At 76.0% G+C, this 19966-nt stretch carries 17 protein-coding genes; 11 read left to right on the top strand and 6 right to left on the bottom strand.

The window, feature by feature from the left end; translation table 11 throughout:
* The first annotated feature begins 2 nt into the window (after positions 1–2).
* The 9 genes from VM636_RS05085 to VM636_RS05125 are packed head-to-tail and all read left to right on the top strand — an operon-like array spanning position 3 to position 9285.
* Positions 3–638, top strand: a complete 636-nt coding sequence (locus VM636_RS05085; RefSeq protein WP_053913807.1) for a flavodoxin family protein — start codon at positions 3–5, stop codon at positions 636–638.
* Entirely contained in the window at positions 635–2218 is a 1584-nt protein-coding gene (locus VM636_RS05090; protein ID WP_053913806.1) for an amino acid adenylation domain-containing protein, read from the top strand. Before VM636_RS05085 ends, VM636_RS05090 begins: the two co-directional genes overlap by 4 nt.
* Positions 2215–2496: a phosphopantetheine-binding protein gene (locus VM636_RS05095; protein ID WP_053913805.1), complete on the top strand. Its 282-nt coding sequence runs from the start codon at positions 2215–2217 to the stop codon at positions 2494–2496. Before VM636_RS05090 ends, VM636_RS05095 begins: the two co-directional genes overlap by 4 nt.
* On the top strand, positions 2493–3521 hold the full coding sequence (locus VM636_RS05100) for a 3-oxoacyl-[acyl-carrier-protein] synthase III C-terminal domain-containing protein (RefSeq protein ID WP_030421865.1): 1029 nt from the start codon (positions 2493–2495) through the stop codon (positions 3519–3521). The genes VM636_RS05095 and VM636_RS05100 overlap by 4 nt, the downstream gene beginning before the upstream one ends.
* A 13-nt stretch (positions 3522–3534) precedes the next feature.
* Positions 3535–4641 carry a phenazine antibiotic biosynthesis protein gene (locus VM636_RS05105; RefSeq protein WP_030421864.1) on the top strand — a complete coding sequence of 369 codons (1107 nt, stop codon included), beginning with the start codon at positions 3535–3537 and terminating at the stop codon, positions 4639–4641.
* Positions 4641–6026 carry an aldehyde dehydrogenase family protein gene (locus VM636_RS05110; RefSeq protein ID WP_053913804.1) on the top strand — a complete coding sequence of 462 codons (1386 nt, stop codon included), beginning with the start codon at positions 4641–4643 and terminating at the stop codon, positions 6024–6026. Before VM636_RS05105 ends, VM636_RS05110 begins: the two co-directional genes overlap by 1 nt.
* Before the next feature lie 42 nt (positions 6027–6068).
* Positions 6069–7610 (top strand): methyltransferase, encoded by a 1542-nt coding sequence (locus tag VM636_RS05115; protein WP_030421862.1) that lies wholly within the window; start codon positions 6069–6071, stop codon positions 7608–7610.
* An 8-nt stretch (positions 7611–7618) separates the two neighbouring features.
* Positions 7619–8110: a PhzA/PhzB family protein gene (locus VM636_RS05120; protein ID WP_030421861.1), complete on the top strand. Its 492-nt coding sequence runs from the start codon at positions 7619–7621 to the stop codon at positions 8108–8110.
* A complete protein-coding gene (locus VM636_RS05125) occupies positions 8107–9285 on the top strand; it encodes a 3-deoxy-7-phosphoheptulonate synthase (RefSeq protein ID WP_338483576.1) in 1179 nt (392 codons plus the stop codon). The genes VM636_RS05120 and VM636_RS05125 overlap by 4 nt, the downstream gene beginning before the upstream one ends.
* 405 nt (positions 9286–9690) lie before the next feature.
* Here VM636_RS05125 and VM636_RS05130 read toward each other — a convergent pair whose 3' ends face one another.
* Together VM636_RS05130 and VM636_RS05135 are read right to left on the bottom strand one after the other, a co-directional pair.
* Positions 9691–11178 (bottom strand): cellulose binding domain-containing protein, encoded by a 1488-nt coding sequence (locus tag VM636_RS05130; protein ID WP_338483578.1) that lies wholly within the window; start codon positions 11176–11178, stop codon positions 9691–9693.
* Positions 11179–11341: 163 nt separating this feature from the next.
* Positions 11342–12661, bottom strand: a complete 1320-nt coding sequence (locus tag VM636_RS05135; protein WP_030421858.1) for a radical SAM protein — start codon at positions 12659–12661, stop codon at positions 11342–11344.
* 207 nt (positions 12662–12868) lie between these two features.
* Between VM636_RS05135 and VM636_RS05140 the strand changes: the two genes are divergently transcribed.
* On the top strand, positions 12869–14122 hold the full coding sequence (locus VM636_RS05140) for a D-arabinono-1,4-lactone oxidase (RefSeq protein ID WP_030421857.1): 1254 nt from the start codon (positions 12869–12871) through the stop codon (positions 14120–14122).
* Positions 14123–14171: 49 nt separating this feature from the next.
* Positions 14172–15077 (top strand): homocysteine S-methyltransferase, encoded by a 906-nt coding sequence (gene mmuM, locus VM636_RS05145; protein WP_338483582.1) that lies wholly within the window; start codon positions 14172–14174, stop codon positions 15075–15077.
* A gap of 684 nt (positions 15078–15761) precedes the next feature.
* On the opposite strand, the gene VM636_RS05150 is transcribed toward mmuM, so the two are convergent.
* The 4 genes from VM636_RS05150 to VM636_RS05165 all read right to left on the bottom strand — a co-directional run bounded on the left by VM636_RS05150 (position 15762) and on the right by VM636_RS05165 (position 19645).
* A complete protein-coding gene (locus VM636_RS05150) occupies positions 15762–16817 on the bottom strand; it encodes a maleylacetate reductase (RefSeq protein WP_053913801.1) in 1056 nt (351 codons plus the stop codon).
* Positions 16818–16954: 137 nt separating this feature from the next.
* On the bottom strand, positions 16955–18505 hold the full coding sequence (locus tag VM636_RS05155) for a carboxylesterase family protein (protein ID WP_030421854.1): 1551 nt from the start codon (positions 18503–18505) through the stop codon (positions 16955–16957).
* Positions 18502–19278, bottom strand: coding sequence for a ThuA domain-containing protein (locus tag VM636_RS05160; protein ID WP_338483586.1), 777 nt, complete (start codon positions 19276–19278; stop codon positions 18502–18504). Before VM636_RS05160 ends, VM636_RS05155 begins: the two co-directional genes overlap by 4 nt.
* Positions 19279–19282: 4 nt before the next feature.
* Complete coding sequence (locus VM636_RS05165) at positions 19283–19645, bottom strand: hypothetical protein (protein ID WP_030421853.1); 363 nt, start codon at positions 19643–19645, stop codon at positions 19283–19285.
* Positions 19646–19966 lie beyond the last annotated feature (321 nt).

A 19966-nucleotide genomic window follows, 5' to 3' on the forward strand; every position in this document is an offset into this window, starting at 1 on the left:
TCATGAGCAGGCCAGTGCACCTGGCGGTCGTGTACCACTCGGCCACCGGGACCGTGGCGGAAGTGGCCCGCGAACTCGCGGAGTCGGCGGAGAAGGCCGGTGCCGAGGTCCGGTTGCGGAGAGTCGCCGGCATCGGGGAGGGCCCGGTGCCCGACGGCCCCCGCCCCGCGACGACGGCCGACGGCCCCCCGAAGGCCGCTCTCGCCGACCCTCCCGCGGCGGTGGACGACGTGCTCTGGGCCGACGCGGTCATCCTCGGCTCGCCGACGCGGTTCGGGAACGTCTCGGCGCAACTCAAGCACTTCCTCGACGGCCTCGGGGATCCCTGGCGCAGGGGACTGCTCGCCGACAAGGTGTACAGCGCCTTCACCGCCACGAGCAGCCGCCATGGCGGCCAGGAAGCCACCCTGCTCGCCCTGATCACGTCCTTCCACCACTTCGGCGGGATCGTCGTGGCCCCGGGCTACACCAGTCCGGAGAAGTTCGTCGACGGAAACCCCTACGGGACGGCCCACAGCACCGAGGGCCGCACCCGGCCGGTGGACGCGGTCACCAGGAACGCGGCGCGGGTCCAGGCCCGGCGCGTGGTGCGGCTCGCCGCCGCCGTGCGGGCCGGCGCCTCGCGGGAGGTCCGGTGACGGGCCGGGACGCCACCGGCCGCGGAGCGTGGGCGAGCCTCACCGAGGCATTCGAGAGCAGCACCGCCCGGCGTGCCGACGCGACGGCCCTGGTCGCCGAGGACGGAACCTTCACCTACCGCCGCCTGGAGCAGTGGACCCGGGCCGTCGGCGCGCTGCTGCGGTCGCGCGGAGTGCGCCCCGGCGACCGTGTCGCCCTGCGGATGCCCCCCACCGCCGCGGCCGTGGCGGCGGTCCTCGGCATCCTGCGGGCGGGGGCCGCCTATGTGCCCCTCGACATCCGCAACCCGCGGGCCCGCAACGAGTTCGTGGTGCGCGACGCGGAGGCGACGGCGTTCGTGGGCGACCCCGAGGGCGCTGCCGGGGAGGGGATGCCGGTCGTCGGCGCGGAGGAGATCGCCGCGCTGCTCGACGAACCGGCGCCCGACGTGCCGCCGGCCGACGTGCCGCGCCCGGGGCGGGACGACGAGGCGTACGTCATCTACACCTCCGGCACCACCGGCCGCCCCAAGGGGGTCCCGATCCACCACGGGGCGGTGCTGGCCCTGCTCGCGGGTGCCGGGCAGCGGTTCTCGTTCCGCCCGGACGACCGCTGGCTGTTGTTCCACTCGCTCGCCTTCGACGTGTCCGTCTGGGAGATCTGGGGCGCGCTGTCCACGGGCGCCCGGCTGGTGGTCATGCCGCACTGGACGGCGCGCTCGCCCGAGGAGTGCCTGCGGTTCGTCGCCGGTCACGGCATCACCGTGCTCAGCCAGACCCCCACCGCCTTCAGCGAACTGTCCGCCGCGGCCTGCGCGACGGGCGCGGCCCTGCCCGCGCTGCGCTACGTGGTGTTCGGCGGGGAGAAGCTCCTGCCGGCCTCCCTCGGGCCGTGGACCGACCGGCACGGCCTCGCCCGGCCCACGCTGGTCAACATGTACGGGATCACCGAGACGACCGTGCACTCCACCTACCACGAGGTGACCCAGGACGACGTGGACGGCGGGCGGTCCGTCATCGGCCGCCCCCTGCCGGGCTTCGCCTTCCGCGTCGTCGCCGACGACGGGAGTGACGTGCCGCCCGGGGAGCAGGGCGAACTGTGGCTGGCCGGCCCGCAGGTCAGCCGGGGCTACCTGAACCGGCCCGAGCTGACCGCGGAGCGGTTCGTCGACGGACCGGCTCCGGGCGGAGGTCCCGCCCTGCGCTACTACCGCTCCGGCGACCTGGTGAGCCGGGACGCGGCGGGCGACCTGGTCTCCCACGGCCGGGCGGACCTCCAGGTCAAGCTGCGCGGCTACCGCGTCGAACTCAGCGACGTCGAGGCGGCCGTCCGGTCGCACCCCCTGGTGGCGAACGCGGTGGTGTGGGTGCGCGGCTACGGGCCGGGCGACGACCGGCTGGTCTGCGCCCTCGTCCCGGTCGCGGGAGGACCCCCGCCCGACGCCCGGTCACTGCGGCGGCACGTCAAGGGCTTGTTGCCGAGCTACATGCAGCCCACCGGGTTCGAGGCCGTCGAGCGGCTGCCGCGGACCACCAACGGAAAGGTCGACCGGGCGGAGACCGCCCGGCTGTGGGAAGAGAAGAGAGGGCGTGCCCGATGAGCGGACGACAGACCGCCGGCCGGATGACCGAGGTGGTCCGGAAAATGACCCTGCAATGGGTCTCCGAGCTCCTGGAGGAGCCGGACGTCACCCCGGAGGACAACTTCATCGACCTCGGCGGGCACTCCATCCTCGCCGTCCGGCTCACCCGCAAGGCCATGGACCTGTTCGGCGCCGACTACGACCTGATGATCCTCTTCGAGAAGGACCTCGGTGCCGCGGCGGCGGACCTGGCCTCCCGTGTGTCCGCCGCCGGCGCCGAGGAGGGGGGACGATGACGGGGCCCGCCGTCGACATGGGCATCGCCGCCTTCGGCTACGCGTTCGGCGAGGACACCGAGGTGGCGGCCGTCGCCCACGAGTACGTCGACAACCCCTCGCGTGTCCTTCACTGGGGCTACCGGACCTTCCACCGGGCGCCGGAAGGCGTCCAGGCCACCGACCTGGCCGCCGACGCGGCCCGACAGGCCCTGGAGCAGGCGGACGTGGCCCCCGGCAGCGTCGACGTCCTCGTCCTCGCCGGGCCGGACATCCCCGAGTACCCGGCCTGGGACGGCGCCGCGGCGCTCGCCCGCGCCCTGGGGACCGGCCGTACCCAGACGCTGGTGCTGCACGAGGGCTGTGGGGCCGGCGTGCACGGTCTGCACTACGTGGCGTCCACCCTCGCGCTCCAGCCGGAGACGCGCACCGCGCTGTTCGTGGCGGTCAACCGGACCAGTGAGTTCCACCGGAACCGCATGAACCTGGTCAACACCGTGCTCAGCGACGCCGCGGTGGCCGCCGTGGTCAGACGCGGGCACCCCGCCAACCGGTGGCTGGCCACCGCGCAGTTCACCGACCCGGAGCACTGCGACATCCTGCGCGTCGACTTCGGCGGCGCGGTGTCCCCGCTGCCTCCTCCCGGCTGGTCCAGCCGGAAGGCCCCGGGAGGGCACGACAGGATCCGTGAGCAGTTCGCCGACCGGCCCGAGAAGCTGCAACGGTTCATCGAGGACCGGTACGCCCTGCTCGCCGAGGCGATCGACGCGGCCTGCGCACGGGCCGGGGTCGGACGCGAGGACCTCGCGCATCTGATCTACCTCAACGACAGCGCGGCGAGTATCTCCGCCATCGCGGAACCGCTCGGCATCCCCCTGCAGCGCACCAACGCGGCGCTCGCGCCCGACCACGGGCACATGGGGGCCGCGGACCAGTTGCTGTCCCTGGGCCTCCAGCTCGAACGGGGCGAGGTGGAGGCCGGCGACGTGGTCGTCCTCTGCGGCATCTCCGCCGGCCGCTGGGGCGCCACCATCATCCGCATCTGAGGAGAGGGACGGCATGACCACGGCGACGGACGCCGCACACACGCTGGACGCCTCGGGCGACGAGCGGCCCGACCCCGACACCTTCGTCAGGGCGGCGATGGAATGGCACTTCGGCAAGGAGACCGGGAGTCCGTTCTGGCTCGACCGCGCCAGGAGGCTCGACTTCGATCCGCGCAAGGACGTGCGCACCCTCGGGGACCTCGCCCTCTTCCCCAATGTGGCCGCCGAACTGAGGCACGTCCGCGTCGAGGACCTGGTTCCGCGCGGTTACGGCCCCCGCCCGGACGTGGTCGGGATCTTCGAGAGCGGGGGGACCACCGGGCTGCCCAAACGGGTGGTGCTGCTGCGCGACCGGCTGGAGCGCGCCCTCGCCGCGAGCAACGCCGAACTGGACGCCCACGGGTTCCCGCGCGGCGCCGACTGGCTGGGGGTCGTCCCCGGCGGCCCGCACCTCGTGGGCGAGCTCTTCCGCCGGCAGGCCACCACCCACGGCCGCCACGGCTTCGCCGTCGACCTGGACCCCCGCTGGGTGAAGCGGCTCGTGGCCCGAGGGGCGCACGAGGAGGCGGACGCGTACGCCGAACACCTCGTCGACCAGGCCGCCCACGTGCTGCGCACCCAGGACGTCGGAGTGCTCACCATCACCCCGCCCCTGCTCGAACGCCTCTCCCGGCGGGACGAGCTGGTGGACCTGGTCAACGAGAAGGTGCGCGCCATCCGCTGGGGCGGCACCCGGCTCGACCCCGACTCCCGGCTGCTGTACCGCACCGAGGTCTTCCCGGGGGTGGTCTTCGTCGGCAACTACGGCAGCACGATGATGCTGGGAACGGCCGGCGAACGTCCCGGTCTGGCCCCCGACACGCCCTGCGTCTTCGATCCCCCCGGGCCCGAGGTGACCTTCGCGGTGGTCGACCCGGACACGCTGGCCCCGGTCGAGTACGGCCGGCGAGGGCGCATCGTCGTCCACCACGTCAGCAAGTCGTTCCTGCTCCCGAACAACCTCGAACGCGACCTGGCCACCCGCGTCGCCCCTCCGGACGGCTCCGCCGGCGACTCGGTCGCGGACCTCGCCCCCGTCGGGGTGTTCGAACAGGAGACCGTCATCGAAGGAGTCTACTGATGGCGGCTCCGCCCTACGGGCCGATCCGGATCGACGCGCTCGGCGCACGAGGCCCCTACCGGGCCCTGGCCCGCACCGCGGTCACCGACGTCAGCGGCCGGCCGATGGCCGAACTGAGCCTCGTGCCACGGCTGTTCGTCGGCCGCACCCTGCGGGCCATGCGTCGGGCCGAACCGCTGCCCGCCGACGAGCGGACGGCCGCGATCGTGCGGGCGGCCCGCGTCTTCGCCGAGGACACCGTCGCCGGACTGCCGGCCGACGCCTACGCCCGGGTGGTCAGCCGGGTGGGCGGCACGCCGGTCGGCGTGGTCCGCGCGGCACTGCGTTCCACCGCCGAGCGGCTGAGCCGTGTGCACGAGTCCGTCCGGCAGGCGCGGCCCGCCGGTGCCGTCGACGACTGGCGCGACGTCCGCGCGCGGTCCGGAGCCGCCGTCTGGGCCCGCCGGGGCGAGGTCCTCGCCGTCCACGCGCCCGGCAACCACCCCGGGACGCACAGCCTGTGGCCCCAGGCCCTGGCCCTCGGCTACCGGGTCGCCGTGCGGCCCTCCCGCCGCGACCCCTTCACCCCGCACCGGCTGATCACCGCCTTGCACACGGCCGGGTTCGGGCACGACCAGGTCACGCTGCTGCCGACCGAGCACGACCTGGCGGGCAGCCTGCGGGAAGGCGCCGACCGGAGTCTGGTGTACGGCGGGGCGGACGTCGTTCGCCGCTACGCGGGTGATCCGGCCACGCTCCTCCAGGGGCCCGGCCGTACGAAGATTCTGGTGACCGCCGACACGGACTGGCGCGAACACCTCGACGTCATCGTCGACTCGGTGAGCGCGCACGGCGGCGCCGGGTGCGTCAACGCCACCACCGTCCTGGTCGAGGGGGACCCCTCCGGGCTGTGCGCCGCTCTGGCCGAGCGGCTCGGTGCCCTGACCGGTCTCCCGCCCGAGAACGACGAGGCGGTGTTGCCGGTCCGGCCCGTCGAGACCGCCCGGGCGATCGAGGCCCACCTGCTGCGTACGGCCGTAGGCGCCCGTCCGTGGCTCGGAGGGGAGGGGATCGTGCAGGACCTGGGCGACGGCAGCGCCGCCCTGCTCCCGGCGGTCCACCAGCTCGCCCGGCCCGACGCCCCGCAGGCCGCCGTGGAACTGCCCTTCCCTTGTGTCTGGGTCGCCCCGTGGACCCCCCGGGACGGCATCGCCCCCCTGCGGGACAGCCTGGCGCTCACGGCGCTCACCCGGGACGCCTCGCTGGTCGACCGGCTGCTGGCGGAACCCGGCATCGCCAACGTCTACGTGGGCGGCCACCGCACCTACGTCATGGACCCCGGCCTTCCGCACGACGGCTACCTCGGGGAGTTCCTCATGCGCAGCAAGACCGTCATCCGCGACTGACCACCGGACGTCCGCAACTCCGGCACCAGGAAAGCGAGAGGCATGACCGCGACACCGCACGTCTCACCCAGGCAGGTCGAGGACATCGTCACCCGGCACGAGGCGGTCGCCCGGGCGGCCGTGGTGGTCCGGCCGCGCCCCGGCCGTCCAGGGGACACCGAGTTCGTCGCCTACGTCGTGCCGGCCTCGTCCGGCGAGGAGGGGCGGGAGGCCGCCCAGGTCGAGGAGTGGCAACAGATCTTCGACCGGGTCTACACCTCGGCACCCGGCCGGCTCTTCGGCGAGAACTTCTCCGGCTGGAACAGCAGTTACGACGGGCGGCCGATAGACATCGGCCAGATGGAACGGTGGCGCGCCGCGACCGTCGACCGCATCCGGGAACTGGGGCCGCGCCGTGTCCTGGAGATCGGCGTGGGCAGCGGGCTGCTCCTCGCCCGGCTCGCCGCCGACTGCGAGAGCTACTGGGGAACGGATTTCTCCGGTCCGGCCATCGACGAACTCGGCCGGCACGTCGAGGAGCGCCCCGGACTCTGCGGACGGGTCACGCTGCGCACCCAGCCCGCCGACGTCGTCGACGGGCTGCCCGAGGGGTACTTCGACACCGTCGTCCTCAACTCCGTCAGCCAGTGCTTCCCCAGCGGCGAGTACCTCCGCAAGGTCGTCCGCAGGGCCCTGGGACTGCTCGTCCCCGGGGGCGCCCTCTTCCTCGGGGACGTACGCGACCTGCGGACCGTCGAGTACCTCCACACGGCCGTCACCCTGCACCGCCGCAAGGGCAACGACGCGGCCGCCTTGGCCCTGGCGGCGCGCAGGAGCCTCCTCCGTGACGAGGAACTCCTCGTCCACCCCGGCTTCTTCGACGCACTGGCCGCGACCGAACCCGCCGTCGCGTCGGTCGACATCCAGTTGCAGAAGACCCCCTTCCACAACGAGATGTCGCGGCACCGCTACGACGTGGTCCTGCGCAAGTCCCCCGCCGAGGTCACCGACGTGTCCGGCTGCCCGACAGCGGCCTGGGGCGAGGACGTCACCGACCCGGACGACCTGGCCGGCAGGCTCAGGACGACCTCACTGCCGCTGCGTGTGACCGGCATCCCCAACGCCCGCCTCATGGGGGAGATCGCCGCCTGGCGAGCCCTCGCGGAAGGCGACGCCGAAGCCGCCCGGGCCGCGCTGACCCGCAAGGACCCCGCAGCGGTGGACCCCGACGCGCTGACCCGGCCGGCGGCCGACGCGGGGCTGCGCCTCTCGCTGGCCCCCGCCCCCGACGACCCCGCCCGGTTCGAGGCCGTCTTCGCACCGTCCGGCCACGGCCCCCTCGGCGGTGCGCACCGGCTCGGGGCCACCTCCCCCGCGACGGTCCTCACCGAGATCCCGGCGGCAGCCCACCGGGCCGGCCGGTTCGCCGCCGGCCTGCGTGCCTGGCTCGACGAGCGGCTGCCCGCGCACGCCCGGCCCGCCACCGTCGTCGTCCTCGACACGATGCCGAGCCGACCCGACGGAACCCCCGACCTCACCTCGCTGCCCTTGCCCACACCCGCCCGTACCGCGGTTCCTCCCTCCACGTCACACGACGAAAGGTGAACGACATCATGAGCGCGGACACCACGCACACCGAGGTTCCCACCGACGAGGCACAGCGGCGCGCCCGCAACCGCGCCGTCGTCGCCCAGTACATGAACACCCGCGGCCAGGACCGCCTCGAGCGGCACCTGCTCTTCACCGAGGACGGGATCGGCGGTCTGTGGACCTCCGACAGCGAGGGGCCCATCGTCATCCGGGGCCGGGACAGGCTCGGCGAACACGCCGTGTGGTCCCTGCGCTGCTTCCCCGACTGGGTGTGGACGAACATCGAGATCTTCGACACCCAGGACCCCGACCGGTTCTGGGTGGAATGCGACGGGGAAGGCAAGATCCGCTTTCCCGGGTACCCGGAGGGCCACTACCGCAACCACTTCCTCCACGCGTTCCAGTTCGAGAACGGGAAGATCAAGCGGCAGCGGGAGTTCATGAACCCGTGCAGGCAGTTCGAGGCCCTGGGCATCCCCGTCCCGCGGATCAGGCGCGAAGGCATACCGACATGACCGCGTCCCCCGCAAAGGCCCGGCCCGCGGTGGAGACCGTGGGCCGGGCCGCCCGGCAGCAGCCCCGGTGGGAAGACCCCGTTCTGGTCCGTCAGGTGCGCGAACTCCTCGCCCGGCAGCCGCCCCTGGTCCCCGTGGAGGAGGCCCTCGCGCTGCGCGGGCTGCTCGCCCGGGTCGCCGACCGCGAGTCGTGCGTCATCCAGGCGGGAGACTGCGCGGAGGACCCGGCGGAGTGCGCCGGTGGACACGTCGACCGCAAGACCGCGCTGCTCGACCGTCTCGCCGAGGCCGTCGAGACAGCCGTCGGCACGCCTGCCCTGGTCGTCGGCCGGGTGGCCGGTCAGTTCGCCAAACCCCGTTCGCACCCCACCGAGCGGGTGGCCGGGCTCACCCTCCCCGTCTACCGGGGGCACATGGTCAACGGGCCGGACCCCGACCGGCGGAGCCGACGGCCCGACCCCCTGCGTGTCGTGACGGGGTACGTCGCGGCCCGGGAGGCGACGAGGCATCTCGCGCGCCGCCGGGACGACCCGGCGCACCGTACCGTGTGGACCAGTCACGAGGCCCTGCTGCTCGACTACGAGGAACCCCTCGTCCGCCGCGCCGACGACGGCCGCTCATGGCTGGGCTCCACCCACTGGCCGTGGATCGGGGAGCGCACCCGGCAGGTGGACGGCGCCCATGTCGCGCTGCTCGCGAGCGTGGTCAACCCGGTCGCGTGCAAGATCGGCCCCGCGACGAGCGCCGACGAGGTGCTGGGGCTCTGCGCGCGACTCGACCCGGGCAGGGAACCGGGACGGCTCACTCTGATCGCCCGGATGGGTGCCGGTCTCGTGGCCGAGCGGCTGCCGGCCCTGGTCGGCAAGGTGCGGGCCGAGGGCCATCCGGTGATCTGGCTCTGCGACCCGATGCACGGCAACACCGTCGTCACCCCGGACGGTGGGAAGACCCGGCTCGTCGACGTCATGGCCCGGGAGGTCCGGGAGTTTCGGCAGGCCGTGCACTCCTCCGGCGGCGTCCCCGGGGGACTGCACCTGGAGACCACACCGGACGATGTCCTCGAATGCGTGGCGGACGCCTCGGAGCTGGAGCTCGCCGGGCGCCGCTCCACCACGCTGTGTGACCCCAGGCTGACCCTCGCCCAGGCACTGTCCCTGGTGTCCGCGTGGGCGTGAACCGCGGGGGGCGCCGGCCGGCGGTACCTGGGCGGGAGCGGGCTCTGGGGCCACGCCACCGACGGCCCCTCGCCTCTCCCAGCGTCCTGCCGCGCCTGACGCCATGACCGCGCCGGTCCGGCCTCCCGGTGCCCGGTGCCGGGGGCCGGGCCTCCGGCCGGGGCGGCACGCTCTCCGCCCTCCGTGGGAGGGGCGTGCCGCCACGCGGGCGCGGTGCGGGGCCCCGCCGCGGCGTGAGTGACCGAGCCTCTCGGCCGGCGCACGACCGCCACGGCGTCCCGCGGCCCCCGATGGGCGCCACGACCGGCCGGCCACGCCCGGCAGCCCCTTCCGCGGGCCCGGTCCGGGGCCCACCGCTCCCCCGCGGCCACCAGCCCGTGAGCGGCGCCGGGCCGGGACGGGCGGTCAGCCCGTGGCGCAGGCACGGCCGTTCAGGGTGAAGCCGGGTGGCGGGGAGTTGGCGCCGTGCCAGGAGGCGACGAAGCCGAAGGTGATGCGCCCGCCGGCGGGGACGTCCTGGTTGTAACCGGTGGCCCCGGCGGTGACCCGGTCGCCGTCCTGGGCGTGGACCGCGTCCCACATCTGGCCGACGCGCTGGCCGTCGGGGAAGGTCCAGGCGACGTCCCAGGAGGCGAGGGCCGTGTCGGAGGTGACGGTGACGGTGGCCTGGAAGCCGTCGGCCCACTGGTTGACGAGCTGGTAGCGCACGCGGCAGGCGGGCGGCGCGGTCATGCCGGGCGCCGGGGCCGGGGCGGGTGCGCTGCCGCGCGTGATCGCGGTCGGCCGGGGCGCGGAGGCCCGGGGCGACGGGGTGCCGCTTGCGGTCTTCGGGGTGGTGTCCGGCGCGGCCGTGCCGGCCTCGACGGGGGGCTCGCCCAGGTCGGGCGAGGTCCGGGCGACCGGGTCCGGCGGGGACGGGCGGGCGGCGGCCACGGCGTGCCCGTCCGCGTCCCGGGGTGCGGGGGTGCCGGGGTCGTCGCCGCCGAAGGGCCGCAGCGAGACGGCGAGCGCCGGCAGGGAGACCAGGACGGCCGTGGCGAGGAGCCCGGCGCGGACCCGGCGCGAGCGGCGCCGGTCGCCGTCCTCGCCCGGCGCCGGCAGGGCGGGGCCGGGCCGGTGTTCGGCGGCGCGGCGGCGGCGTTCCACGTGGGCCCGGCCGCCCCAGCCGAGGACACCGTCGGCGAGGGCGACGGGCAGGCCCGGTCCGGGCGGGCGCAGGCAGGCGGCGGCCTCCGCGCAGCCGGCGCAGCCGGCCAGGTGGCGGGCGAGGTCGTCGGGGACCTCGATGCCGGGCGTCCGGGTGACGGCGTCCAACAGCCCGGTGTAGCGGCGGCAGCCGGGGGCCGGCGGGGCGTCGACGTGTCCGCGGCGGCAGCGTTCCCTGAACAGCACGCGGGCTTCGGCGAGTTCGTCGGAGGCGGTGTCCGGGTCGAGGCCGAGGCGACGGGCGGCCACGGCCAGTGGCAGCGCCTCCACGTCGGCCAGCCACAGCAGTTCGGCGTCGGCGGGGCGCATGTCGCGCAGCGCGCGCAGCGCGAGGGGGCGTTCCCGGAGCGGTCCCGCGTACCGGGCGGCCTGTTCCGAGGCGAGCCATCGCCGTAACCCGGGGGCGAGTTCGTCGCCCCGTCCGGCGGCCTCCCAGTCGGCCGCGGTCGTGCGGACGGCGGTCAGCAGCAGCGGGGCGCCGGGCAGCCGGGGCGGGCGGCGGGCGGCCGGGTCGCTGCCGCCGGCACGCAGTTCGCGGGCGCCGCGCGCGGACGCCTCGGCGGCCAGCCGGCCGGCCGCGTCGGGGCCGGCTGCGCACAGGCCCGCGTAGGAGAGCACGGTGTCGCGGCAGACCGCCGACATGGCGGCCTCGGCGGCTCCCTGGGGGCGGCTCGGCAGGTCGGGCATCGGACTCCTGCGTCCACGGGACGAGGCCGGTGCACCGCACGGAGAAGGGTGCGGGGGGCCTCGCGGCAAGCGCCGAGCTTGCCATGTCCGCGGGGCGCCTGACAAGCGCCGGGCCCGTGCGCCGGCGGGCGGTGCCGGGACCGCCCGCGCGACGCGTCGGCGGCTACGCCTCGACGGGTTCGTCCTCCGGGAGGCTGTCCATGAAGGAGCTGACGGAGAAGACCGCGCGGCCGGCACCGGGCGGGCCGTAGCCGGGGGGCGAGGAGAGGCCGAAGTCCTCCATCGTGGCCCGGTACGCCTCCAGCAGCCGGATGTGGTACTCCAGCGGCGCTCCCTGCGGGTTGGCCTTGCCGAGCGGGGTCGTCGGCTCGGGGCACCAGGTGGTGAACCGGGGGGTGATGCCCTGTGACATGAAGAACCGCAGGCCCTCGGTGGTGGACGCGATCGCCTCGTCCACCGTGGTGAACCCGAACGGCTCGGCCATCTCGACGCCCGCCACGAAGTTCGGGATGACGTTGCGGGCGCCGAAGACGTCGGCCGAGTCGAGGACGCGGCGGTGCCACTCGTCGCGGCCGACGTAGCGCTCCTTGCCAGGGCAGTACAGCTCGAACAGGCGCCGGTCCCACACCTCGAAGTTGGGGTGGTAGATCTGCACGCCGTAGTCCTTGAAGCGCTGCACGTCCGGCTTGGGCAGGGCCTGGGCGACGACCTTGCCGATCCAGCGGCCGGGGAAGTGCTCCTCGATGGCCTTGGCGTACATGCCGTAGAAGTCGGCCTCGTCGCGTCCGCCGACGGTCTTGGTGATGGCGCCGCCGGTGAGCGTGTAGGCGGTGGACGTCTTCTGCGTGTCGTACCGGTCGATGATCTCCAGCGCCTCCAGCACCTCGTCGACGTCCTTGACGCCGGTGTAGGGCCGGCCGGCCGCCTTGTGCTGGCGCCAGTTGTGGTTGATGTCGCAGTACTGGCACTCCTCCTTGGCGCCGAAGTACTGGCAGACCCGGAAGACGGTCAGGTAGATCAGGTAGCCCCACTGGATGGTCGGGGCGACCTCCATCACCGACTTCCCGTTGGCGAGGGTGTGCCGGTAGTACTCGGGCATCGGCGGCACGCCGACGTCGGAGATCCGCTTGCCGTCGAGGTAGAGGCCGAGCACGCCGTCCTCGTCGGCGGCGACGCGGTAGGGCGAGGACGGGTTCACCCGGACCGAGACGACGGTGCGCCGCAGGTCGTACGGGCCGCCGGTGAGGATGATCTCCTCGGGCGGGCGGCGCAGCGCGGCCTCGCCCAGCTCCGGCAGGGTGCCGTGGTCGAAGGAGAAGATGAAGTACGACTTCGGTTTGACCTCGCCGTCCTCGTTGTCGCTGAGCGCGGAGGAGTCGAAGGCCACCCCGCCGCGGAGCAGGTCCTCCTTGAAGACCGCCTCCCGCGGTACGTGCGGAAAGCGCTCCATCAGATCCTCGACCAGCGCGGTACGGCTGCCCATCCCTTGTCTCCTCCCGGCTACTGCGTTCGACTTCTCACGGTATGCCCCCGCCGCCGCGTCCACCCGGGCGGGGGCCCTCCCCCGTCCGGGGTAGGTTCGGCGGGGACTCCCGGTCCCGGACCGGCCGCCCCGGTCCGGGCGGCCCCGGCGTGCGGGGATCTCCCGGGGTTCCCCGGTTCGCGGATCTTTTCAGGGAGGGGCGGCGCGATGGCCGACACCGTGACCAACTGGGCGGGCAACATCACCTACTCGGCGAAGGAGGTGCACCGCCCGCACTCGCTCGCCGCGCTGCGGGCGGTGGTCGCCGGCAGCGCGCGCCTGCGGGTGCTGGGCAGCGGGCACTCCTTCAACGGGATCGCCGATCCGGGCGCCGAGGGTGTCCTGCTGTCGCTGGCCGGACTGCCTCCGGAGACGGACGTCGACACGGCCGCCGGCACGGTACGGGTGGGCGGCGGCGTCCGCTACGCCGAGCTGGCCCGGACGGTCCACGCCCACGGTCTGGCGCTCGCCAACATGGCGTCGCTCCCGCACATCTCCGTCGCCGGGTCGGTGGCGACCGGCACGCACGGCTCCGGGGTGGGCAACGGCGGGCTGGCCTCCTCGGTGCGGGAGGTCGAGCTGGTCACGGCGGACGGCTCCCCGCGGACCCTGCGGCGCGGGGACGAGGGCTTCGACGGCGCGGTCACCTCGCTGGGCGCGCTCGGCGTGGTGAGCGCGCTCACGCTGGGCCTGGAGCCGGCCTACGAGGTCGAGCAGCACGTCTTCACCGAGGTTCCGCTCGCCGGGATGGACGCGGCCGAGGTCGAGGCGGTGCTGTCGGCGGCGTACAGCGTGAGCCTGTTCACCGACTGGTCCCGGCCCGGGTTCCGGCAGGTGTGGTTCAAGCGGCGCACCGACCGGCCGCTGCCGGACTTCCGCTGGGGCACGCCGGCCACCGGGACGATGCACCCGGTGCCGGGGATGCCCGGCGTCAACTGCACCCGCCAGCGCGGCGAGGCCGGGCCCTGGCACGAGCGCCTGCCGCACTTCCGCCCCGGCTTCGTGCCCAGCAGCGGTGCCGAGCTGCAGTCGGAGTACCTGCTGCCGCGCGTCCACGCCGTGGCGGCGCTGCACGCCCTGGACGCGATCCGGGAGAGCCTCGCGCCGGTGCTCCGGACCTGCGAGGTGCGCGCGGTGGCGGCCGACGCCCAGTGGCTGAGCCCGGCCCACGGGCGGGACACCCTCGCCGTGCACTTCACGTGGGTCGAGGACACGGCGGCGGTGCTGCCGGTGGTGCGCCGGGTGGAGGCGGCGCTGGACGCCTACGACGCCCGGCCGCACTGGGGGAAGGTCTTCACGACCCCGGCGTCGGTGCTGCGCGCCCGGTACCCGCGCCTGGACGACTTCCGGGCCCTGGCGCGCGACCTGGACCCGGCGGGGAAGTTCGCCAACGCCTTCGTCCGGGACGTGCTGTCGGGCTGAGCCCGGCCGCCCGCCACCGTCGGCGTCCGGGACGGTTACCGTCGGGGGCATGAACGGTGACTTCGCCGGGGCCCTCGCCCGGGGCGCGCTGGTGCTCGACGGGGGGCTGGCCACGCGGCTGGAGGCGGACGGGCACGACCTGGGCGACGCGCTGTGGTCGGCACGGCTGCTCGCGGAGCGGCCGGAGGCCGTCGTCGCGGCGCACCGCGCCTTCTACGAGGCCGGGGCCGACGTGGCCATCACCGCGAGCTACCAGGCCACCTTCGAGGGCTTCGCCCGGCGCGGCGTCGGGCGCGAGCGGGCGGCGGAGCTGCTGGCCCGGTCCGTGGAGCTGGCCCGGGAGGCGGCCCGCCGGGCGCGCACGGGGCGCCGGCTGTGGGTGGCGGCCTCGGCGGGCCCGTACGGGGCGATGCTCGCGGACGGGTCGGAGTACCAGGGCCGCTACGGCCTCGGCGCCGGCGCGCTGGAGCGGTTCCACCGGCCCCGGCTGGAGGTGCTGGCCGCCGCCCGGCCCGACGTGCTGGCGCTGGAGACGGTGCCCGACACGGAGGAGGCCGCGGCCCTGCTGCGCGCGGTGCGCGGGCTGGGCGTGCCGGCCTGGCTGTCGTACTCGGTGGCGGGCGGGCTGACCCGCGCCGGGCAGCCGCTGGAGGACGCCTTCGCCCTCGCGGCCGACGCGGACGAGGTGGTCGCGGTGGGCGTGAACTGCTGCGCCCCCGGGGACGTGGCCGGTGCCGTCGCCACGGCGGCCCGGGTGACCGGCAAGCCGGTGGTGGCCTACCCGAACAGCGGGGAGTCCTGGGGCGCGGGCGGCTGGGCCGGGCCGCCGGCCTTCGACGCCGGACGGGCGCGGGGCTGGCGGGACGCGGGGGCGCGGCTGATCGGCGGCTGCTGCCGGGTGGGCCCGGGACGGATCGCCGAGGTGGCGAGGGCGCTGGCGGGGCCGGACACCTGACCGTTCCGGGGCCTGTTGCGTCCGTGCGGCGGGGGCGGGCCGAGGTCGCCGAGGGCCAGAGGGGCGAGGACGGCCTCCGGCCCCGGGGCCCCGGGGCCCCGGGGCCGGCCCCGGGCGGGCGGGGCGAGGGGGCCGGACCGCCGCCGGTTCCCGCCGTCCCACCGCCTGTCCGGGGCCGCCGTCCCCGCACGGGCTCGGGACCGGCCCGCAGGGGCACCCGCGGGCGGGGCCGACGGCGCGGTCGGTCGCCGCCGACGGCGATCCGCGCGGCCGGCACGGGGGGAGCGGTGGGCGCGCTGGACGGAGCCCGTCGTCCTGGGCGTCGGTCAGGGCCCGGCCGGGGCCAGGACGACGTCGAAGCGTTGCCGCGACGGGCCCCGACGGGCCCCGTCGACACGGCGCCCGTCGGGCCCCCGGTGCCCGCCCGGTGCTGGACGGAGCCTCGGCCGGGGACTCCTCGGCGTCGAAGACGCTGTCGCGGCCGGGGAGTTCGTCGTCGCGCACGAAGGCGCGCGTCACCGGGCGGCGGCGGTCACCGGCGGTCACCGCGACGTGCGGGTGCGAGGCCCGGCAGGGCGGGCGTCCGGCCGTCGCGGGCGTCCCGTCGTGCGGGATCGGGGACGGCGTGGGCGCACCGGGGGACCGGCACCGGGCCGGTGCGGGTCCCTCCGGTGCGGACGCCGGTCATGACGGTCCGCTCCCTTCCCAGGCCGCGCGCAGCAGGCCGGTGACGGCGTCCTCGGTGACGGGTGCGGGGTTGCCCGCGGGGGCCGCCGCGAGGATCGGGCCGACGGCCCTGGCGATGCCGTCCTCGGGCATGCCGTAGTCCTTGAGCGCCGTCGGGGCGTCCAGCCGGGCGCGCAGCGCGGCCAGTCCCGCCGAGGCGGTGTCACTGTCGAACGCCTGCGCGATGCGCCGTTCGGCGTCGGGGGCGTGCGGCGCGTTGAGGGCGAGGACGTACGGCAGGACGACGGCGTGCGTCTGGGCGTGCGGGAGGTCGAACATGCCGCCCAGCACGTGGCAGATCTTGTGGTGCAGTCCCGATCCGGCGCCGGTGAAGGAGACCGCGGCGAGGTAGGCGCCGTACAGGGTCTGCTCGACGCCCTCCCGGCCGGCCGGGTCGCGGGCGACCGCGGGCAGTCCGGCGGCGAGGGCGCGGACGCCCTCCTGGGCGAGGGCCCGGTCGATGGGGTCGGCGCGCGGTCCCCAGAAGGAGTCGACGCAGTGGGCCATCGCGTTGAGTCCGGAGGCCACGCTCAGCTCGCGGGGCAGGCTCGCCGGCAGGGTGGCGTCGTAGACGACGGAGCGGGGCAGTACGGCGTTGTCGACGCCGGTGGTCTTGGTCTCGCCCTCGGTCAGGCCCCACACGTTGGTCGCCTCGGAGCCGGCGTAGGTCGTGGGGACGGCGACCACGGGCAGGCCGGTGGTGAGGGCGACGGCCTTGGCGAGGCCGGTGGTGGAGCCGCCGCCGACGCTGACCAGCACGTCGGCGCCGGAGGCGGCGGCGGCCTCGCGGGCCCGCGCGGCGACCTCGACCGGTACGTGCCTCACGACTTCCTCGTGGCGCGCGGCGACCGGGATCTCCCGGGCGATGGGGTCAGCGCGGGCGGCCTCCCGGCCGGAGGCGATCAGCATGGCCTTGCGGGCGCCGAGCGCCGCGACCTCGGCGGCCACCGCGGCGGCGGACTCGCCGGGGGCGAAGACGACTCGCTGGGGCAGCGTCTCGTGTGCGAACTTCATCGCGCCTTCCGTCTCTCTCGGGTCTTCCGGCCGCGCCGGACGTGGGGGTTCAGAGGCCGCGGGGCCCTCGCGGCCCGTGGGTCCTCCCCACGATCATCGCGCGGTGACGCCTGCGCCGTGCCGGGGCGCCGTCCGGCTCAGTGCCGGCGCAGCGCCCCGGCGCGACGGAACCGGCCCACCACCGACCGGAGTTCGGCAGGTTCCGGCGGGTCCTCCTCGCGGCCGGGCCCGTTCCACAGGGCCATCTCGGCGTCCCGCAGTCCGTACTCGGTGACCGGCCCGCCGGCGTCGAAGACGCGGGCCGGGTGCGAGGCGTCCCAGCGGGGCCAGCCGGGGTCGCCCTCGCTCACGAAGCGCACCCAGGCCGCGTGCATGGCGTCGGCGAGCGCGGCCGGGGCGCCCTCCCCGGCGAGGGCGCGGGCGGCCGGCACGTCCCCGCTGTCGAAGACGAAGCCCAGCTCCAGGGCGTGGCAGGCGCCGAGGCCGGGCAGCCGGGAGGGCCAGGCGAACTCGTACATCCAGGACGCCTCGGCGCGGGCGTCGGCCAGGCGGTGCAGCGGGACGCGCAGCAGGTGGTCGGTGACGAGCTGGCCGACGGTCTCGGCGGTGCCCGCGTCGGGCCGCAGGGCGCGGTAGCCGCGCACCACCTCCGGTCCGCAGCGGCAGCGGGCGCGGGCCCCGGCCAGGGCGACCGGGCCGAGCCGGTCGACGCGCTCCAGCAGTCCGCCGGGGACGAGCCACAGCCGGTACTCGTCGCGGGTCCAGCCCATGAGCAGGTCGACGCCGGGGGCCGCGCCGCCGCCGGCGAGGGCCGCCAGCGGATCGCGGGGCACGAGGTCGTCGTCGACGACGATGCCGAAGGCGGGCCCGCCGAGCACGGGGCTGCCGAGCCGCCCGATCTCGGCCTGGGTGCGCAGCAGCAGGTCACGGTCGACCTCGGCGAAGGCGGCGGCGGTGGCCGGGACCCTGAGCCGGGCGGCCATGCGGCGGACCATCCGGCGTACCTTGTCCCGTTCCGACGCCTCCGGCGGCCCGCTCTGCAGGACGGCGCGCCGGACCAGGCCCGCGGCCCGCGGCGCGGCGAGCAGGGCCCCGGCGCTGATGGCCCCGGCGGACTGGCCGGCCAGGGTGATCCGGCCGGGGTCGCCGCCGAAGCCGGCGATGGCGGAGCGCACCCACAGCAGGGCGGCGAGCTGGTCGCGGAGCCCCGGGTTGGCGGGGGCGTCGGGGAAGAGGCCGTAGCCCTCGACGCCGAGGCGGTAGTTGACGGAGACGAGGACCACGCCGTCGCGGGCGAAGCCGTGCCCGTCGTAGACCGGCACGGCGGAGGAGCCTCTGGTCAGGGCGCCGCCGTGCAGCCAGACGAGGACGGGCAGGCGGGCCCCGGGCCCCGGTTCGGGGGTCCAGACGTTGAGGTTGAGGCAGTCGTCGCCGGGGATCTCCGGGTCGCTCAGGTAGGAGGCGAACGCCTCGGAGTACGGCGGTTTCGGCGCGGTCGGCCCGAAGCGGACGGCGTCGCGGACGCCGTCCCAGGGCTCGGGCGGCTCGGGCGGCCGGAAGCGGCGCGGCCCGAAGGGGGGCGCCGCGTAGGGGATGCCGCGGAAGACCGCGACACCGTCCTCCCACCGGCCGCGTACCGCGCCGTGGGGGGTCCTCGCCACCGGGGGTGCCTGGTCCGCTGTCGTCATCTGCCCACCAGCCCTTCGCCGCGCTCGCGCTCCGGTGACTTCCAGAGCACCGCCGGCCCCCCCGGGTATTCCCCCGCGCGTGCCCGAGAGCGACCGGACGGGAACGTTCCGTGACCGGAGCGGCCGCCGGGGCGCTCAGCCGGGCCGGGCGGCCCAGCGGATGCCGCCGCGCGGGTGCTCCCGGAAGGCGGGGCGGCGCAGGACGCGGCGGTGTGTGCGGGGGCGGTGGAGAGGACGCGGCCCGGGCCCCGCTCCCGGCACCGGACGAGCGGATGGTCCGCGCCCGTGCCGGCCGCCCTCGTACGAGGTCCCGTCGGCGCGGGCGAGGACGGTGCCGCGCGGGTTGCTGCGGAAGCCGTACCGCTCGTCGGCGCACGCCCACACGGGTGGCCGGTGCCGGGTGGTCGCCGTCCTCGACGAGGACGCTCCCCGGCTGGGGGCGGGGTGGGAGTCGAGGCGGGCCCCGCGCAGGGTCCCGTAGGGGGCCAGTCATCCTCGGTGCGGGCCGCGGCGTGCACGCGGGCGAAGCCGCCGCCGGCCTCGACGCAGGCGGCGAGACGGGCACGGCCGGACGGGGTGGGGATCTCGCCGCTGGTGGAGAGGAAGACGACGGCGCCGCATCCGTCCAGCGGCGCCTCGGGTGCGGCGGGGCCTTCGGTGGCGTCCGCCGCGAGGCCGTCGAGGGCGGGCAGGGCCCCGAGCCCGGCCGGGACGGAGTCGTGCCGGTAGGCGGTGGTGCGGGTGTGGACGAGAGGTCGCGGCGCCGTGGTCACGTCCTCAGTGGCCGGGGTGCCCGCCCGGCGGGGCCGACGGGCCGGGGTGGGCCGCGGCCTCCTTGGAGAGCCGGACCGCCGCGAGCAGGCTGAGGCCGGGGACGGCGTCGCGCAGCGCCTTGACGGCCCGGACCGAGTCGGCGGGGCCCTCGTGGCCGACGGCGGCGAGGCGTTCGTGGACCCAGCGGCTGCGCAGTTCGGCGTCGGAGGTGTCGGCCGCCCGCTCCACCACGGTGACGGCGCGCTCCAGACCGGGGCGTTCCCCGGGGGCCGCCTCGGCGAGGGCCTGCCGTAGCGCGCGGGCGACGACGTCGGCGTCCCGCAGGACGAGGACCGCGATCTCCGGTGGCTTGCGAAGTCCCAGCATCTCGCCATGGTCGAGGTCAACCAAAGTGCGACGCAAGGAACTTGAGCAGCATCTGAGGCTGGGTCCCGGGGCGGGCGGCACCGGCGCCGGACCGGGGCGCGGGGACGCCGGGCGAAGGTCCGGGCAGGGGCCCCGCCGGGCGTCCGGTCCCAGGGGAGGCCGGCCGGTCGCGAGGCGGACGGAGGGCGAGGCGGCTCCCCCTCGGGGGCGCGGACGGACGGCGGGTCCGCGGGGCGGCCTCGGTGCGGCGAGGCGGGCCCGGCGGCGGTCCCGGGAGGTGTCCGTTTCGTTCAAGACCCGCCGTGCGCGCCCCGCCTAGCG

The organism is Streptomyces sp. SCSIO 75703, assembly GCF_036607905.1.
Lineage (GTDB): Bacteria > Actinomycetota > Actinomycetes > Streptomycetales > Streptomycetaceae > Streptomyces.

What these genes read in the sequence shown, in the direction of transcription:
- VM636_RS05085 (WP_053913807.1), top strand. Translation starts at nt 3, where the DNA reads ATGAGCAGGCCAGTGCACCTGGCGGTCGTGTACCACTCGGCCACCGGG.
- VM636_RS05095 (WP_053913805.1), top strand. Translation starts at nt 2,215, where the DNA reads ATGAGCGGACGACAGACCGCCGGCCGGATGACCGAGGTGGTCCGGAAA.
- VM636_RS05100 (WP_030421865.1), top strand. Translation starts at nt 2,493, where the DNA reads ATGACGGGGCCCGCCGTCGACATGGGCATCGCCGCCTTCGGCTACGCG.
- VM636_RS05105 (WP_030421864.1), top strand. Translation starts at nt 3,535, where the DNA reads ATGACCACGGCGACGGACGCCGCACACACGCTGGACGCCTCGGGCGAC.
- VM636_RS05110 (WP_053913804.1), top strand. Translation starts at nt 4,641, where the DNA reads ATGGCGGCTCCGCCCTACGGGCCGATCCGGATCGACGCGCTCGGCGCA.
- VM636_RS05115 (WP_030421862.1), top strand. Translation starts at nt 6,069, where the DNA reads ATGACCGCGACACCGCACGTCTCACCCAGGCAGGTCGAGGACATCGTC.
- VM636_RS05120 (WP_030421861.1), top strand. Translation starts at nt 7,619, where the DNA reads ATGAGCGCGGACACCACGCACACCGAGGTTCCCACCGACGAGGCACAG.
- VM636_RS05125 (WP_338483576.1), top strand. Translation starts at nt 8,107, where the DNA reads ATGACCGCGTCCCCCGCAAAGGCCCGGCCCGCGGTGGAGACCGTGGGC.
- VM636_RS05130 (WP_338483578.1), bottom strand. Translation starts at nt 11,178, where the DNA reads ATGCCCGACCTGCCGAGCCGCCCCCAGGGAGCCGCCGAGGCCGCCATG.
- VM636_RS05135 (WP_030421858.1), bottom strand. Translation starts at nt 12,661, where the DNA reads ATGGGCAGCCGTACCGCGCTGGTCGAGGATCTGATGGAGCGCTTTCCG.
- VM636_RS05140 (WP_030421857.1), top strand. Translation starts at nt 12,869, where the DNA reads ATGGCCGACACCGTGACCAACTGGGCGGGCAACATCACCTACTCGGCG.
- mmuM (WP_338483582.1), top strand. Translation starts at nt 14,172, where the DNA reads ATGAACGGTGACTTCGCCGGGGCCCTCGCCCGGGGCGCGCTGGTGCTC.
- VM636_RS05150 (WP_053913801.1), bottom strand. Translation starts at nt 16,817, where the DNA reads ATGAAGTTCGCACACGAGACGCTGCCCCAGCGAGTCGTCTTCGCCCCC.
- VM636_RS05155 (WP_030421854.1), bottom strand. Translation starts at nt 18,505, where the DNA reads ATGACGACAGCGGACCAGGCACCCCCGGTGGCGAGGACCCCCCACGGC.
- VM636_RS05165 (WP_030421853.1), bottom strand. Translation starts at nt 19,645, where the DNA reads ATGCTGGGACTTCGCAAGCCACCGGAGATCGCGGTCCTCGTCCTGCGG.